The sequence below is a fragment of the Herbaspirillum sp. VT-16-41 genome, assembly GCF_001994935.1.
Lineage (GTDB): Bacteria > Pseudomonadota > Gammaproteobacteria > Burkholderiales > Burkholderiaceae_D > Herbaspirillum > Herbaspirillum frisingense.
In genome coordinates, this window is the sequence record NZ_MUXB01000079.1 from 222,866 (window position 1) to 238,449 (window position 15,584).

17 protein-coding genes are annotated in these 15,584 nt (G+C 64.2%); 9 read left to right on the forward strand and 8 right to left on the reverse strand.

Annotated elements, in window-relative coordinates:
- The first annotated feature begins 220 nt into the window (after positions 1 to 220).
- On the forward strand, positions 221 to 2,683 hold the full coding sequence (locus tag BTM36_RS05945) for an acyl-CoA dehydrogenase (RefSeq protein ID WP_077235563.1): 2,463 nt from the start codon (positions 221 to 223) through the stop codon (positions 2,681 to 2,683).
- Positions 2,684 to 2,726: 43 nt separating this feature from the next.
- A complete protein-coding gene (locus tag BTM36_RS05950) occupies positions 2,727 to 3,227 on the forward strand; it encodes a nucleoside 2-deoxyribosyltransferase (RefSeq protein ID WP_077235564.1) in 501 nt (166 codons plus the stop codon).
- A 16-nt stretch (positions 3,228 to 3,243) separates the two neighbouring features.
- Here the strand turns inward: BTM36_RS05950 and BTM36_RS05955 are convergent, their stop codons facing one another.
- A complete protein-coding gene (locus BTM36_RS05955) occupies positions 3,244 to 3,828 on the reverse strand; it encodes a peroxidase-related enzyme (RefSeq protein ID WP_006464300.1) in 585 nt (194 codons plus the stop codon).
- 248 nt (positions 3,829 to 4,076) lie between these two features.
- Here BTM36_RS05955 and BTM36_RS05960 point away from each other — a divergent pair, with 248 nt between their 5' ends.
- Both BTM36_RS05960 and BTM36_RS05965 read left to right on the forward strand, forming a co-directional pair.
- Positions 4,077 to 4,703, forward strand: coding sequence for a PadR family transcriptional regulator (locus tag BTM36_RS05960; protein ID WP_077235565.1), 627 nt, complete (start codon positions 4,077 to 4,079; stop codon positions 4,701 to 4,703).
- A gap of 29 nt (positions 4,704 to 4,732) precedes the next feature.
- Positions 4,733 to 5,035 (forward strand): DUF3861 domain-containing protein, encoded by a 303-nt coding sequence (locus tag BTM36_RS05965; protein ID WP_006464302.1) that lies wholly within the window; start codon positions 4,733 to 4,735, stop codon positions 5,033 to 5,035.
- 21 nt (positions 5,036 to 5,056) lie between these two features.
- On the opposite strand, the gene sbcB is transcribed toward BTM36_RS05965, so the two are convergent.
- The 4 genes from sbcB to BTM36_RS05985 form a co-directional block, all read right to left on the reverse strand.
- Positions 5,057 to 6,493 (reverse strand): exodeoxyribonuclease I, encoded by a 1,437-nt coding sequence (sbcB, locus tag BTM36_RS05970; protein ID WP_077235566.1) that lies wholly within the window; start codon positions 6,491 to 6,493, stop codon positions 5,057 to 5,059.
- A 125-nt stretch (positions 6,494 to 6,618) separates the two neighbouring features.
- Positions 6,619 to 7,197: a hypothetical protein gene (locus BTM36_RS05975; protein WP_077235567.1), complete on the reverse strand. Its 579-nt coding sequence runs from the start codon at positions 7,195 to 7,197 to the stop codon at positions 6,619 to 6,621.
- Between the two features lie 286 nt (positions 7,198 to 7,483).
- Positions 7,484 to 8,110 carry a DUF3828 domain-containing protein gene (locus tag BTM36_RS05980; protein ID WP_254426942.1) on the reverse strand — a complete coding sequence of 209 codons (627 nt, stop codon included), beginning with the start codon at positions 8,108 to 8,110 and terminating at the stop codon, positions 7,484 to 7,486.
- A 237-nt stretch (positions 8,111 to 8,347) separates the two neighbouring features.
- Positions 8,348 to 8,650 carry an antibiotic biosynthesis monooxygenase gene (locus BTM36_RS05985; protein ID WP_077235569.1) on the reverse strand — a complete coding sequence of 101 codons (303 nt, stop codon included), beginning with the start codon at positions 8,648 to 8,650 and terminating at the stop codon, positions 8,348 to 8,350.
- Between BTM36_RS05985 and BTM36_RS27685 the strand changes: the two genes are divergently transcribed.
- From BTM36_RS27685 to BTM36_RS06000, 4 genes are all read left to right on the forward strand, one after another.
- Positions 8,649 to 9,047: a hypothetical protein gene (locus tag BTM36_RS27685; RefSeq protein WP_139347086.1), complete on the forward strand. Its 399-nt coding sequence runs from the start codon at positions 8,649 to 8,651 to the stop codon at positions 9,045 to 9,047. The genes BTM36_RS05985 and BTM36_RS27685 overlap by 2 nt on opposite strands.
- Entirely contained in the window at positions 8,998 to 10,293 is a 1,296-nt protein-coding gene (locus BTM36_RS05990; protein WP_006464307.1) for a solute carrier family 23 protein, read from the forward strand. Before BTM36_RS27685 ends, BTM36_RS05990 begins: the two co-directional genes overlap by 50 nt.
- A 283-nt stretch (positions 10,294 to 10,576) precedes the next feature.
- On the forward strand, positions 10,577 to 10,810 hold the full coding sequence (locus BTM36_RS05995) for a hypothetical protein (protein ID WP_006464308.1): 234 nt from the start codon (positions 10,577 to 10,579) through the stop codon (positions 10,808 to 10,810).
- Positions 10,811 to 10,925: 115 nt separating this feature from the next.
- Complete coding sequence (locus tag BTM36_RS06000; protein WP_077235570.1) at positions 10,926 to 11,939, forward strand: transporter; 1,014 nt, start codon at positions 10,926 to 10,928, stop codon at positions 11,937 to 11,939.
- Between the two features lie 94 nt (positions 11,940 to 12,033).
- Here the strand turns inward: BTM36_RS06000 and BTM36_RS06005 are convergent, their stop codons facing one another.
- Positions 12,034 to 12,396: a hypothetical protein gene (locus tag BTM36_RS06005; protein WP_077235571.1), complete on the reverse strand. Its 363-nt coding sequence runs from the start codon at positions 12,394 to 12,396 to the stop codon at positions 12,034 to 12,036.
- Between the two features lie 121 nt (positions 12,397 to 12,517).
- On the reverse strand, positions 12,518 to 14,269 hold the full coding sequence (locus BTM36_RS06010; RefSeq protein WP_077235572.1) for a glutamine--tRNA ligase/YqeY domain fusion protein: 1,752 nt from the start codon (positions 14,267 to 14,269) through the stop codon (positions 12,518 to 12,520).
- A 302-nt stretch (positions 14,270 to 14,571) separates the two neighbouring features.
- Here BTM36_RS06010 and BTM36_RS28270 point away from each other — a divergent pair, with 302 nt between their 5' ends.
- On the forward strand, positions 14,572 to 14,712 hold the full coding sequence (locus BTM36_RS28270) for a hypothetical protein (protein WP_166758282.1): 141 nt from the start codon (positions 14,572 to 14,574) through the stop codon (positions 14,710 to 14,712).
- Positions 14,713 to 14,755: 43 nt separating this feature from the next.
- Here BTM36_RS28270 and BTM36_RS06015 read toward each other — a convergent pair whose 3' ends face one another.
- Entirely contained in the window at positions 14,756 to 15,562 is an 807-nt protein-coding gene (locus BTM36_RS06015) for a LytTR family DNA-binding domain-containing protein (RefSeq protein WP_077235573.1), read from the reverse strand.
- Positions 15,563 to 15,584 lie beyond the last annotated feature (22 nt).

The window sequence follows — 15,584 nt, forward strand, 5'->3', positions numbered from 1 at the left end:
CAAAAAGGCGCAGGCTGGATGTCGGATGACTGGATGCAGGGACGCCCGCTTGGCGCGCTCGGCATTCGGTGCCACACTGGCTGCCTTGCTCGCTGCATCGTCAGCTGCATTCCTGGCTGCACCCATCGCTCCACGCAACGCTGCATTGCCCGCTGTACTGCTGGCTGCACTGCTGGCAGCACCCCGTGCGCAACAAGCACAACAACACTGGAGGCGACACATGATCATCTGGCTCATTGTTTTCATAGCAAGCGCACTGGCGCTGATGATGGCGCGTGCCAGCGCCTGGGTCTGGCTGGCGGCCGAGGCGGTCCTGATCTTCCTGGGCGGCGCAGTGGTCGATATCGACTGGCCGGTACGGGTGCTGCTGGCGATCCTGTTGTTTACGCCGACCCTGGTGGTGGCGATCCGCTCGGTGCGGCAGTCGCTGATCACGCGGCCGGCGCTGGACACGTTCGCCATGATGGCGCCGCGCATGTCCGACACCGAACGCGATGCCATCGAGGCCGGCACCACCTGGTGGGATGCCGAGCTGTTCTCCGGCAAGCCGGACTGGGATCGCCTGTTCGCGCTGCCGGCGCCACGCCTGACACCGGAGGAGCAGGCTTTCCTCGATCACGAGGTCGAGCAGCTGTGCGCCATGGTCAGCGACTGGGACACCAGCGTGAAGACCCAGGACCTGCCGCAGCAGGCCTGGAAGTTCATCAAGGAGCGCGGCTTCCTGGGCATGATCATTCCGCGCCAGTACGGCGGCAAGGAGTTCTCGGCCTACATGCATTCGCAGGTGGTGATGAAACTGGCCTCGCGCAGTTCGGCTGCGGCCATCGCGGTGATGGTGCCCAATTCGCTGGGGCCGGCCGAATTGCTGCTGCATTACGGCACCGAGGCGCAGAAGGATCACTACCTGCCGCGCCTGGCACGGGGGCAGGAGATTCCCTGCTTCGCACTCACCAGCCCCTATGCGGGTTCGGATGCGGCGGCCATTCCGGATATCGGCATCGTCTGCAAGGGCCGGTATGAGGGACGCGAGACGCTGGGCTTCCGGGTCACCTGGAGCAAGCGCTACATCACCCTGGCGCCGGTGGCCACCGTGCTGGGCCTGGCCTTCCGGGCGCGCGATCCGCATGGCCTGCTGGGCTATGCGATGGAGCCCGGCATCACCTGCGCGCTGATCCCCACCGATCATCCGGGAGTGGTCACCGGTCGTCGACACTGGCCGCTCAATGCGGTGTTCCAGAATGGTCCGACCGAGGGGACCGATGTCTTCATCCCGATGGATTGGGTGATCGGCGGCGTGGCCCAGGTCGGACGCGGCTGGCGCATGCTGATGGAATGCCTGGCGGCGGGGCGGGCGATTTCGCTGCCGTCGTCCAGCGTCGGTTTTTCCAAGATGGCGGTGCGCGGTACCAGCGCCTATGCCGCCATGCGGCGCCAGTTCAAGATCGAGATCGGCAAGTTCGAGGGCGTGCAGGAAGCGCTGGCGCGCATGGGCGGGCATCTCTACATGATGGATGCCACGCGCCGCCTGTCGGCACTGGCGGTGGATGCGGGCGAGAAGCCATCGGTGATCTCGGCCATCTCCAAGTACCACGTCACCGAGCGCGGGCGCATGGTGGTCAATGACGGTATGGACGTGATCGGTGGCAAGGGCATCTGCATGGGGCCGGGCAATTTCCTGGCGCGGGTATACCAGCAGATTCCGATCGCCATCACGGTAGAGGGCGCCAATATCCTGACGCGCTGCCTGATCATCTTCGGCCAGGGGGCGATCCGTTGCCATCCCTATGTGCTGCAGGAGCTGGCTGCGGCCTCGGAGGAGGATCGCGAACGCGCGGTGCAGGCCTTCGACCGCGTGCTGTTCGCGCACCTGTCCTTCGCGGCGGCCAATGCGGCGCGCAGCCTGGTGGGTGGCATCAGCGGCGGCTGGCTGTTGCCGGCACCGTCCCAGGCGGCGCATGCCACGCGCCGCTACTACCGCGCCGTGGTCCACCTGTCCTCGGCCTTCGCCTTGCTCACCGATGTCAGCATGGCCGTGCTGGGCGGTACGCTCAAGTTCCGTGAACGTATCTCGGCGCGGCTGGGGGATGTGCTCTCGCAGTTGTACCTGGTGTCGGCGGTGTTGAAACGCTTCGAGGACGAAGGTCGTCAGGAAGCTGACCAGGCCTACGTGGACTGGTCGGTGCAGGATGCCCTGAACCGGGCGCAGGAAGCCATCGTCGAGACCTTGCACAACTTCCCCAACCGGCCGGTGGCGCTGTTGCTGCGGGTGCTGATCTTCCCGCTGGGACTGCCTTATCGCAAGCCATCGGACCTGCTCGGCACGCTGGTGGCCAAGGCCATGCAGACCCCGGGTGCAAGCCGTGACCGGCTGGTGGCCGATACCTATGTGCCCGGCGAAGGTGATCCGCTGGCCTGCGGCGAACTGGCCTTTGCACTGGCGCCCGTGGTGCAGCAACTGGAGCAGCGGCTCAAGCCGGAGATCAAGGAAGAGCGCCTGCCGCCGATGCCGCAGAGCCTGCGCGAACTGCCGGCCTGGAGTGCGCTGGTTTTGCAGCGCGGTCTGATCTCGCAGCAGGAGAAGGAAGTGCTGGATGCCTTCGCCCACTATGGGGACCTCAGCGTGCAGGTGGACGATTTTGCGGCCGACTTCGACCGGGCCGAGAACATGGCAGAGGTTTCCTAGTTCGCGTAAGCTGCCGGCTCCGGATACAGCCACAGGATGAACCATGACCCGACAGCCCCGCATCTACCTCGCCGGTCCCGATGTCTTCGCGCGCGACTATGCCGCGCACAAGACGCGCATCAAGCAATGGTGCGGCGAGCTGGGCTTGCTGGCCCTGTGCCCGGGCGATGACGAGGTGCAGGGCGAGAGCAAGTCCGAGATCGCCCGGCGCATCTACGAAATCAACATAGCCCTGATCGAGTCGGCCGATGCCGTGGTGGCCAACGTGCGCGACTTTCGCGGCCATGAGCCGGATTCGGGCACGGTCTTCGAGATCGGCTACGCGGTCGGGCGTGGCAAGAGGGTGTGGTGCTACAACACGCCGGCGCAGGATCTGCTGGCGCAGGTGCCGCAGGGCGAGCCCGGTTACTGCCGCGCGGGCATGCAGATCGAGGACTTCGGCCTGCCGCGCAACCTCATGCTGGCGCACGCCGCCGAATTGGTGCAGGGTGACCTGCGCGCCTGCCTGGAGCAGGTGGCGCGCTGGCATGCGGGACGGCGCTGAGCCTGTCTGCGCGACATCATTGCAGGGGTACTCGCCCCATCAGATAGAACTCTTCATTGGGACGCATGCTGGTCACGTTGGCCAGCCGGTTGGACATGCCGAAGAAGGCCGCGATGGCCGCGATGTCCCAGGCTTCCTCCTCTCCCCAGCCCTGTTCCCCCAGCAGGGCGAAATCCTCTTCGTTGACCGCCCAGGCGCTGGCCGAGACCTTCATGGCGAAATCCAGCATGGCCTTTTGCCGCGGGCTGATGTCGGCCTTGCGGTAATTGATCGCGACCTGGTCGGCCAGCAAGGGGTCCTTGGCGCGGATACGCAGGATCGCACCATGCGCCACCACGCAGTACTGGCATTGGTTGGCATTGCTGGTGGCGACCACGATCATCTCGCGCTCGGCCTTGGTGAGCTTGCCGGGCTTGTCCATCAAGGCATCGTGATAGGCGAAGAAGGCGCGGAATTCGTCCGGGCGGTGCGCCAGGACCAGGAAGACGTTGGGGATGAATCCTGACTTCTCCTGCACTGTCAGGATGCGCTGGCGGATGTCCTCGGGAAGCTCGTCGAGTTCTGGGATGGGAAAGCGGCCGATGGGGGCGGTCGGGGTCATGGGGTCTCCTGTTGTCGTGGTAGGCAGGGCAGTGGCTGCCCCGGAGAGAACATAGCACTTCTTCCGGTCGTTCAATGTCGCCAGCCTGACGGTGAAGCCTTTTGCTTCATGTGTTGATCAAATGCAATGAAAAATATGATTAAGATATATCTTGAAATATTCAAAATAAAGATATATCTTGGTTATATCGATCGACACGCAGCGTGCGTCAGTCGCTGCCTTTAGCAAACCGACAAGAAGGAAATACCATGTTCAAGCATCTATTCGGCCACCACGGCCAGCCGGGCCACGGCCCCATGCACCAGCGCCACGACCGTCCGCACCATGGCGGCGGCCTGTTTGATGAAGAGGGCCATCGCGGCCACCACGGTCCGCGTGGCCGCGAGGGTGGCGGTGGGGGCGGTCGCGGTGCGCGCATGTTCGAGCAGGGCGCATTGCGCATCGTGATGCTGCACCTGTTGCAGGAAAAGCCGCGCCACGGCTACGACATGATCAAGGCCATCGAGCAGCTGGTGGGCGGTGGCTACAGCCCCAGCCCGGGCGTGATCTACCCGACCCTGACCCTGCTGGAAGAAATGGGCCATGCCTCGGTGCAGGGCGAGGAGGGCGGCAAGAAGCTCTACACCATCAGCACCGAGGGCCGTGCGCATCTGGAAGAGAAGGAAAACGCCGAGATACTGCAGCAGGTGCTGCGCAAGTTCGAACTGCGCCGCCAGGAACGGCCGGATGCCGATTCGCCGGAACTGCGCCGGGCGGTCCAGAACTTCCGCATGGCGCTGCATACGCGCCTGGCCAAGGGCAAGCTGCAGCAGGAAGAACTGCATGCCATCATCGACATCATCGATCGCGCCGCCGTGGCGGTGGAGCGGGCCTGAGCCCCAAAGAAGCAAGCAAGGAGAGCAACATGAAGGAACATCGCTACCGCATCACCCTGGAACACCTGGCCACGGCGTCGGAGGGGCAGACGCTGCATGAGCCCATCAGTTTCGAGGCTGGCAACCATGACGATATCTTCAGTATCGTTGGTCGCCTGCGCGGCAATGGCCAGTTCGACAGCGATACCAGCGCGCAGTTGGCGCTGGGGCTGAAACTGTTTTCGGAGGTGATGCTGAAGAACCGCAAGCATCCCCTGTTCGAAGAAATACAACCGGCCCTGCGCGACTTCATCATGAAGCTCAAGGCGCAGGGCAAGGCCGCCGCAGAATAAAGCGGTCAGCCGGCGGCGCCCTTACTGGTTGGCCGGCGCGATCATTTCGGCGTAGTCGTAGAGCGCACCCAGGATGTCCTGGGTGCGCTCGTCGTCTGCCTGCTCCTGCAACTGGTCGATCTGTTCGAACAACTGGGCGATGGTGCGCGCGCCACCGGCGCCTTCGAACAGGCGGGCAGCGCGATGCTCTTCCCAGTGCTGGGCTTCATCAGGACGCAGGGTCTCGGGGAAGTTGCGGGCGCGATAGCGGAACAGGATTTCGTTGAGGCGCATATCGTCGAAGGACATGCTGGCCTCGGCCAGGGCGGCTGGAGCCAGGGCGCGCAGTTGCGTCAGCTGGCGCCGGTCGCCGTTGCCGATGAAGCCGCCGTAGAGGTCTTCGTCCACGTCGGGTCGGTCTTCGCCCTCGCGCTGGTACACCTGGCGCCACAGTGACGACAGGTCGGGCAGGGCGGCCGCGTGTTCGGCATGGCGCAGGGCGGTATCGACGTCGATGCCCAGGGCCGCGGCGCGTTCGGCGCTGAGGGTCTTGAGGCTGCCCACCACCATGGGCGACTTGTTCAGGTGGATGCTCTTGACCGGCAGGCGTTCGACGCCCTCAGGCAGGTCATCGCGCCGGGTGAACATGCGTGTGCGCACGGTCGCCGCGTCCAGGCCGGCCAGTTCGGCGGGGTCGTAGCCGAGGTCCCAGGCGATCACTTCGTTCTTGTTGGTGGGGTGCATGCCCAGCGGCCACATCAGCGCCAGGCAGCCCTGCGCCACCGGGAACATGCCGGAGACGTGCAGGAAGGGCTTGGCCGCCGGCAGGCCGATTTCGGCGGCGGCCTTTTCCTTCTTGTGCAGGGCCAGGGCGAAGTCGAACAGGCGCGGGTTGTGCTGGCGGATCAGGCGCGCCAGCGCGATGGTGGCGCGCACGTCGGAGAGGGCATCGTGGGCGGCTTCGTGCAGCAGGCCATTGGCCTTGGAGAGATGTTCCAGCTTGAAGCTGACGCTGCCGTCTTCCTTGGTCGGCCACTGGATGCCGTCGGGGCGCAGGGCATAGGTCAGGCGCACCACATCCAGCAGGTCCCAGCGGCCGCAGCCGTTGGCCCATTCGCGGGCATAGGGATCGATCAGGTTGCGCCAGAACATGAAGCGGGTGACTTCGTCGTCGAAGCGGATGGTGTTGTAGCCCACGCCGATGGTGCCGGGCTCGCCCAGGGCCTGCTCGATCTGTGCGGCGAATGCGTGTTCGGGGATGCCGTGTTCCAGGCAGTGCTGCGGCGTGATGCCGGTGATCAGGCAGGACACAGGGTCGGGCAGGTAGTCCGGCGCCGGCTTGCAATAGATCATGATGGGTTCGCCGATCTCGTTGAGTTCGGCATCGGTGCGCACGGCGGCGAACTGCGCGGGACGGTCACGGCGCGGCACGGCGCCAAAGGTTTCGTAGTCGTGCCAGAGGAAGGTGTGATTGGACATCGCGGCGGGCTTCTATGGGAATCGCGCGATTATAGAGCCTTGTGGCCTGCGCGCCGTGATCAGCGCGCAGGCCGGCGGGATTGCCGAGGCTTTCTCGATCGATGCCGAGGGCCTGGATGGCGGCGTTACTGCAAGGCCGGCGTATCGCGCTTGAGCACCTTGCGCAGCAGATCCTGCAGGGTGCCGCTGCGCAGGGGCGGGTTGCCGCCGGCGTACTGGATGTTGTCGATCACCCAGCCGCGGGCGTCGCGGGAGAGGGTCAGGCGGTCGGTCCATTTGGCCGGGGATTGCAGCTTGGCATCGCTGAAGATCAGTTCCACCGTGCAGGTTGCTTCACGTTCCTGGGCTTCGCACTGAACCACTCGGAAGGTCGAGGCGCCATTCGGGTTGCCGGTGAACAGGTCGCCCTGTACCAGGGGCGGCAGCGGCTCGGCATCGGGATCGGCGGCCAGGTCGGCGGCCGCCTGGGCGGTGCGGGCTTCCTGGGCGACCGAGACATCCTTGAGCAGGTCGAACAGCGACACCGACAGGAAGCTGCGGAAGGTGATCAGTTCCTTCAGCGTCAGCGCGCCAACGGGCCTGGCCGAGGCGTGGGCCTGGTAGAACTCCGTGACCAATTCCTTGGCTTTGCCGTCTTCATTGGCCGTGCACGCTGCCAGCAAGAGGCTGGCGGCGGCGAAGAGTGTCGTACCGATCCGCTTCAATCTGATTCTCCCTGTGCCGTGGTCGCGTGCATGGTAGAGGGGCATGCGGCCGACGGCCTGTTGATCTGTTATTTCGTTATTACCTTGTCATCAGTGGAATGTGAACGATTGCGTGAGCAGATCGACAAGCATTCCCGGTGGCAAGCTTACGCCTCCCGGCTCGGCAGGAAGGCCCGAAATACATCGCCAAAAGGCCGCCAATTCGCTGCAAATGCTGCGTCAAAGCGGGCTGGCGAGGCGTGCCGGCTCGCTCTGGACCGGGTGCCACGTTTGTTGCCGCGGCACCTTATTCGGTCTGCTGGATGGCGTCGCTGAGGTTGTCGGTGAGGTATTCGCGCTGGGAAGACTGGTCGTTGCCGATGAATTCGATGTCATCGATGCGCCACTGGCGGTTTTCGCGGACCAGCAGGATCTTGTCGTTCCAGGATTCGTCGCTGCCCGATTGCTGGTAGCGGAAGGCCACCTGGCAGGCGGCGCGATCCGCTTCGCTGTCGCAGGACTGGACGGCGAAGGAAGTGGCGCCCTCGAAGAGCGAGGTGAACAGATCACCCTCGACGATGGGGGCCGCCTGCGGGCCGGCGGCGGCCTGGTAGCGGGCGTCGGCGGCTTCGGCCCGGGTCAGCAGGTTGTAGAGGGAGCGGCTGACCAGCGGTTCGAACTGCTTGAGTTCGTCGGCCGAGGGCAGGCCGGGGGCGTTGTGCTTGAGGTGGATGCGGTAGAAGTCGCCGACCACTTCGGCCTGCTGCTGCTCCTCGCCGCTGAAATTGTTGCAACCCGACAGGGTCAGCAGCATGCCCAGGGCGACGGCGCCGGCACCGGTACGCAATGCGTGGGCGGAAGAGGGGGCGGCCGCGGGTGAGGCTGAAGGTGAGGCTGGGCGGGGAGGAGGGGCGGGACGGTGCAAAGTGGTCATCCTGGTGTTCCTGGCGCCGGGTCTTGCCCGGTGCTCGTGTCATGGCGGCACATGCCGCGAAGAGGGCGCTGTGCCCGGGTACGGCCTGATGCAGGGTTGATGCTGGGTTGATGCTCTTGGGTCTGCCCGGTTAGTCCGGGGCGAGTCGCAAACGTTCCGCAGCGCCCCGGTTGGAGGCGCTGCAGAGGGGGGCAATGCGGTGGTGCTGGTGCTGCCGACAATCAGGGGGGGGCGGGCTTAGACCGATTCGGTCAGCAGCGAGAAATGTTCCACCTGCGGGGCGCCGGCGAAGAAGGGGCCGACGATGCTGCGCCATTCGGTAAAGGCGGGCGATTCGCGGAAGTCCACGGTATGGTTTTCCAGGGTGGCCCAGTACACCATGAGCAGGTAGCGCTCCGGCGATTCGACGCCCTTTTGCACCTTGTGGCCGAGATAGCCGGTGGCCTTGCTGATGGTCTGCGCCAGGCCGCGCTGGATGGCTTCGTCGAATTCGGCTTGCTTGCCGGGTTGGATGCGGATGTCCGCCAGTTCCAGGATCATGTGGTTCTCCATTGTGCAGTGCATAGTCGAGGGTGGCCGCCGGCGCCGTGGTGCGTCGGCGGGCCGCACGATTATCACATTTTCCCCGGAGTCCGGCGTTCAATGGAATTTGTGGTCGGCTGAAAAGCTTTCACGCGCGGCCTGCGGTGGCCTGTTTTGGGGCGTCGTCATGGTGCGCGCAGGTTTTTTGCACCGTCTGGCGGCAAGTCGTGTGGATGCCGAAATCTTTTACGGATTTATTTTGCGTCCACGCGCCGCAGCAATTGTTATTTGGGGCCGCGCTCAATACACTAGCTCCCGTTTTATCTATCCAAAATCAAAACAAATCCACAACGAAAGGGATCTCCATGTCGGGTTCGTATTTCCCCCAATGGCGGCTGCGCCAAAGCACCACTGACGGCCAGGGAGCCGTGATCGCCGCCGACGAGCGGCTGCCTGCGCCACAGACCCTGGCCATGGGGGTGCAGCACGTGGTGGCCATGTTCGGTTCGACCGTGCTGGCGCCGCTGCTCATGGGCTTCGATCCCAACCTGGCAATCCTGATGTCCGGCGTCGGTACGCTGCTGTTCTTCCTGCTGGTGGGCGGCCGGGTGCCGAGCTACCTGGGGTCCAGCTTTTCCTTCATCGGCCTGGTCATTGCGGTGACCGGTTATGCCGGTTCCGGTGCCAATGCCAACCTGGGCGTGGCGCTGGGCGGCATCATCGCCTGCGGTGCGGTGTATGCGGTGATCGGCCTGATCGTGGCCGGCGTCGGTACCCGCTGGATCGAGTCGCTGATGCCGCCGGTGGTGACCGGTGCGGTGGTGGCGGTGATCGGCCTGAACCTGGCGCCGATCGCGGTCAAGGGCGTCTCGGGCAGCAATTTCGACAGCTGGATGGCACTGGCCACCGTGCTGTGCGTGGGCTTCGTCGCCGTGTTTACGCGTGGCATGCTGCAGCGCCTGCTGATTTTGGTCGGGCTGCTGCTGGCCTATGTGCTGTATGCAGTGCTGGCCAATGGCCTGGGCCTGGGCAAGCCGATCGACTTTGCCAGCGTGGCCAATGCCGCCTGGTTCGGCGTGCCGCACTTTGCCACTCCGGTGTTCCAGGCCAGCGCGATGGCCTTGCTGGCTCCGGTAGCGATCATCCTGGTGGCCGAGAACCTGGGTCACATCAAGGCCGTGTCGGCCATGACCGGCCAGAACCTGGACCGCTACATCGGCCGTGCCTTCATCGGTGACGGCCTGGCGACCATGCTTTCGGGTAGCGTCGGCGGCACCGGCGTGACCACCTATGCCGAGAACATCGGCGTGATGGCCGTGACCAAGATCTACTCCACCCTGGTGTTCGTTGTGGCGGCGGTGATCGCCATCCTGCTGGGCTTCTCGCCCAAGTTCGGCGCGGTGATCCTGACCATCCCCGGGGCGGTGCTGGGTGGTGTATCGATCGTGGTGTTCGGTCTCATTACCGTGTCCGGTGCCCGTATCTGGGTCGAGAACAAGGTCGATTTCTCCAACAATACCAACCTGATCGTGGCGGCCGTGACCCTGGTGCTGGGCGCGGGCGACTTCACCCTCAAGCTGGGCGGCTTCGCGCTGGGTGGCATCGGTACCGCCACCTTCGGGGCGATCATCCTGCATGCGCTGCTCAAGCGTCGGGGTTGATTCCATCCTGACAATGCGTGTGGGCGGGAAGGAAGAGGCCGGTTCGGGTCGGGCCGTTCCGGGCGATCGGCCTTGATGTTCTGTTCGTGCTGAATGTTCGGATATGGCGGAGATTTTGTGAAAATTTCCGTTGAGCAATCTCCGTTTGCTGTCTATACTTTGGCGCGTTGCAGCGCAGCGTCGCCGCCATGGCCCCGGGGGGCCGGGCAGGAGGCCGGGATAGCCAGCTGCACGTCGTCGGGCCAGGTCTCTTGCCAGGCTCGCTTATCAGGGGAATCACCGCATGAACTCCGCCATCCGCCTGCCAGCCTTGCTGTGCATCGCCCTTCCTTTGCTGTCGGCCTGTGACGCCCTGGCCGGCAAGAAGGACTACGCCTATTTCCGCCAGCATATGGACGAGGCCAAGTCGGTGTCCGACCAATGCCAACTCAACGGCACATCGGGCATGAACCAGTCCCAGATCAAGGTCTGCGAAGCCGCCCGCGAAGCCTGGGCCAATCGCAACTTCAACTATTGATCGGCTGAGGCGGCCCGGACGCGCCCTGGCATCGTCACGGCGCTGTCACAAATCTGTCAAAGACGGTCGTTAGAATGCGGGGTTTTCGATTGCCCTCTTCCCTGACTGGCCGCTCATGCACAATCCGCCGGATACGCCGCAAGCCTTGCACCTGCTCTACGAGCCGGCCGGATTCATCTGCTCCTTCCGTTTCGAGGAGGGCCGTGCGCGCCAGATGAACTGGAACGAGGTGGTCGATGATCATCCGGTCACTCCGGCGTTCAGTTGGCTGCACGTGAAGACGGCCGACGTGAAGATCCAGCAATGGCTGGCCCACCACAGCGGCATCCCCGAATACATCACCGAATTCCTGCTCAGCAGCGACACCCATCCGGGCCTGCATGCCACGCCCGACAGCGTCTACGGCACCTTGACCGACATGAAGATGGAGATCGGCGACACCGGTACCGAGAAGGGGGCGCTGCATTTCTACCTGGACCGCACGCGCCTCCTGACGCTGCGCACCCAGCCGCTGATTTCCACCAACATGCTGCGCCAGAAGGTGTTGGACGGCGGCGATTTCGACAATCCCATGGACCTCTTCGCCGAGCTGCTGCGCTGCTTGGCCGACGGATTCAATGCGCGCCTGGACAAGCTCAACGACAAGGTGGACGACATCGAGTTTTCGGTGCTGTCGGATCGCCGGGCCGAAGACCGGGCCGAGCTCTCCGGGATTCGCCGCCAGCTGGCCGAGCTGCGGCGCTTCATCGCGCCGGAACGCCGCATCCTGGCGCAGTTCCAGCGCTTGCGCCCGTCCTGGGTGCCGCGCGAGGCACTGGAAGACCTGACCCATGCACTGGACGAACTCAATGAACTGCATTCCACCGTGGAAGCGGTCTATGAGCGTGCCAAGCTGCTGCAGGAAGAGATCGCGTCGCAGATGTCGGAGCAGATGAACCGCAACCTGATGGCGCTCTCGATCCTGACCGCGCTGTTGATGCCGGCCACGCTGGTGTCGGGGATTTTCGGGATGAACGTGGCAGGTCTGCCGGGTCTGCATGACGAGACCTCGTTCTGGATAGTGATGGGGCTCATGGGTGGCCTGGGGGTGGCGACCGTGGCCTTCCTGCGGTGGATGAAGATCTTCTGAGGAAGATCTTCCAGATGGCGCTTTAGGTGCTCGAGGTGCCTTGTGCGCTTGAGGCGCTTTGGGCGCTTCAGGTGCGGCAGGCACCTGCAGCGTTTCAGTCGCGTGTTGCCATGGCTTCCTCGCTCTCGCGGATCAGCTTGTCGATGTCCAGGTTGTCCACTGCTTCCACCCGCAACGACAGCGGGCGCCACAGCGAATACAGCCACAGGCCGATGGTGCAGAGCGTGCCCAGGAACAGGGTGATGAAGCCCGAGAGGAACAGCCCGATGAAGGGCGAGGCGATCAGGCCGTCATAACCGATCAGGTGCTTGCCGTCCCAGGTGATGGTCTGGGCGCCGAATAACGACAAGACCCCCATCAGGGTCGAAAACGGTACCAGCGAAAACGTGGTGCCGATGGCCAGCAGCTTGTAGATGGACGCCATCGACATGCGCTGGATCTTGATCTGCTCGAACATGAGCCTTCCCCTTGCTCGTCCGCGTGGAGTTGTCCACGCCGCTGCGCCTTCCCGTGCACGGACGGCGTAGCGCATGGCGCCGCCCGCGTGGCCTTGCGGCCGGTTCCCCGGAATACCGGGATTACTTGCCCCAGCTGTCCTTGAGCGTGACCGCGCGGTTGAAGATCGGCTGGCCTTCGGTCGAGTCGACGCGGTCGGCCACGAAGTAGCCGTGGCGTTCGAACTGGTAGATCTCGCCCGGCTTGGCGTTCTTCAGGGTCGGCTCCAGGTAGGCGGTGATGACTTCCTTGGAGTTCGGATTCAAGGCTGCCAGGAAGTCCTTGCCGCCGGCATCCGGATGCGGGTCCGAGAAGAGGCGGTCGTACAGGCGCACTTCGGTGGCCAGGGCGTGGTCCGCGCTGACCCAGTGCAGGTTGCCCTTGACCTTGTAGTTGGAGCTGCCTTCGGTGCCGCTCTTGCTGTCTTCGAAGTAGTTGCAGTGGACGGCGATGACGTTGCCGTGCTCGTCCTTGTCGCAGCCGGTGCATTCGACCACGTAGCCATAGCGCAGGCGCACCTTGTTGCCGGGGAAGAGGCGGAAGTAGCCCTTGGTCGGCACTTCCATGAAGTCTTCGCGTTCGATCCACAGTTCCCGGGTGATGGGGAAGTGACGGTGGGCGGTGTCGTGTTCCGGATGCGCCGGCGGATAGACCGGGGCGCTGCAATCGATGGACACGCCTTCGGGGAAGTTGTCGATGATCAGCTTCAACGGACGCAGCACGGCCACCGCGCGCGGGGCCTTGGGGTCGAGGTCTTCGCGCAGTGCGCCTTCGAGCACGCTGAAGTCGATCCAGCTGTTGTTCTTGGAGGCGCCGGTGCGGTCGCACATCAGACGGATCGCTTCCGGGGTATAGCCGCGACGGCGCAGGCCGACGATGGTGGGCATGCGCGGGTCGTCCCAGCCGGCGACGATCTTTTCATCGACCAGCTGGCGCAGCTTGCGCTTGCTGGTGATGATGTAGGTCAGGTTCAGGCGGGCGAATTCGTACTGGTGCGGCAGCGGCTTCTTGAAGAAACCTTCCTCGGCCAGTTGCTCCAGCAGCCAGTCGTAGAAGGGGCGCTGGTCTTCGAACTCCAGGGTGCAGATGGAGTGGGAGATGTTTTCCAGGGCGTCCTCGATCGGATGCGCGAAGGTGTACATCGGGTAGACGCGCCACTTGTCGCCGGTGTTGTGGTGGGTGGCATGGCGGATGCGGTAGATGGCCGGATCGCGCAGGTTCATGTTGGGGCTGGCCATGTCGATCTTGGCGCGCAGGATCAGGGAGCCGTCGGGATGCTTGCCGTCGCGCATTTCATCGAACAGGCGCAGAGACTCCTCGGCCGGGCGGTCACGCCAGGGCGAGTTCTTGCCGGGTTCGGTGAGGGTGCCGCGGTTCTCGCGCATCTGCTCGGCGTTCTGCTCGTCCACATAGGCCAGGCCCTTGCGGATCAGCGCCTGGGCACAGGCGTACATGACGTCGAAGTAGTTGCTGGCGTAGTACAGGTGCGACTTGCCGTCGTGCTCCCAGGAGAAGCCCAGCCACTTGACCGAGTCGAGGATGGTGTCGACGTACTCCTGCTCTTCCTTTTCCGGGTTGGTGTCGTCGAAACGCATGTGGCAGCGGCCGGCGTAGTCGGCGGCCAGGCCGAAGTTCAGGCAGATCGACTTGGCGTGGCCGATGTGCAGGTAGCCGTTGGGCTCGGGCGGAAAACGGGTCACCACCTGCGGCAGGGCCTCGCCCTGACCGTTGCTGCGCTCGGCGTAGGTGCCGGAAACCAGATCGGATTCGATGATGCCGCGCAGGAAATTGGTGGTGGGGGCAGGGGTGTGACCGTTTTTCAGTTCGTTGCTCATGAGATGAATCGGAGGAATGCCTGTTTATTCAGATGGCAAGCATTTTACCGCACGTGCCCGATTTCAACGGGCTTTGCGGCTGCCAGGGCCAGATTTTTTGCCGGGAGACAACGCATGGTCCAGCTTGGCGATCAGGCTGATTGTCCTGGGAGACACTTTTCTTGTTACACAAGATACGGGTGGGAATTACCTGTCAGGAGGGGCGGCTGGCAATCTGCGCCCATGACTTGGCAGCGTGCCGGGTCAGGTAAACATTCCCGGCCCCATGCAGGCAGGGGTGGACAAGAAAAAGGAGCGCAATCATGAATCGACTGATCAAACTGGTCGTCGCCGCCAGCGTGGCGGCTGCAACCCTCTCGGCCTGCGTGGTGGTGCCGGCCGGACCGCCGCAACCGCACTATTACCGTCCTTATTACGGCCCGGGTTATTACTACGGGCGCTGATCGGCCGCTGATCGGTCGTTGATATTCCCGGTACTGGCCGGGATTACATCTGCCTGAACAGATGGGCGAAGAGGCGGCTCACCGGCAGCCGCTGGCCGTCAGGTCGGCCATGCAGGGTGAGCCACAGCTTGCCCGCTTCGTCGCGCTGCGCGGCCTGTATCTGATGGGCCTGGACCACGATGCCGCGATGGACCTGCCAGAACTGCTGCGGGTCCAGTTGCGGGATCAGTTCCCGCAGGCTGGTACGGATCAGGGCCTCGCCCTCGGCTGTGACCACGTTGACGTATTTGTCGGTGGCTTCGAAGTACAACACGTCCTGTACCGGGATCATCCTCACCCGGCTGCCCACGGCGGCGCGGATGAAGTCCAGCCGGGGTGGTTTGTCGCCGGGAGCGGGCAGGGCCAGCGCGCGCAACTGCGCCAGGGCGTGCTCCAGGTGGGCCTCCTGGCTGCTGGCGGCGCGCTGGGCCAGCAGGGTTTGCAGGCGCCCGACCGTCACCGCCAGGCGTTCGCGGGTGACCGGCTTGAGCAGGTAATCGACGGCGGCGCGTTCAAAGGCCTGCACCGCATAGTCGTCATAGGCCGTCACGAACACCAGTAGCGGGAAAGGCCGCTGCGCCGGCCATTCCTCCCCCAGTTGCGCCGCCACTTCCAGCCCGCTCAGTCCGGGCATCCGGATATCCAGAAACAGCACATCGGGCAGGGTCGCCAGCGTCAGCTCCAGCGCCTCGATGCCATTGGCCGCCAGTTGCGGCGGTGGCAGTGCCGGCCAGGCCTGGGCCAGTGCCTGCCGGAGCGCCTGGGCCAGCAGGGGTTCGTCTTCGGCGATCAGCGCTGTAGGGACGGCCATGATGGCTCCAGAGTGAAGGATT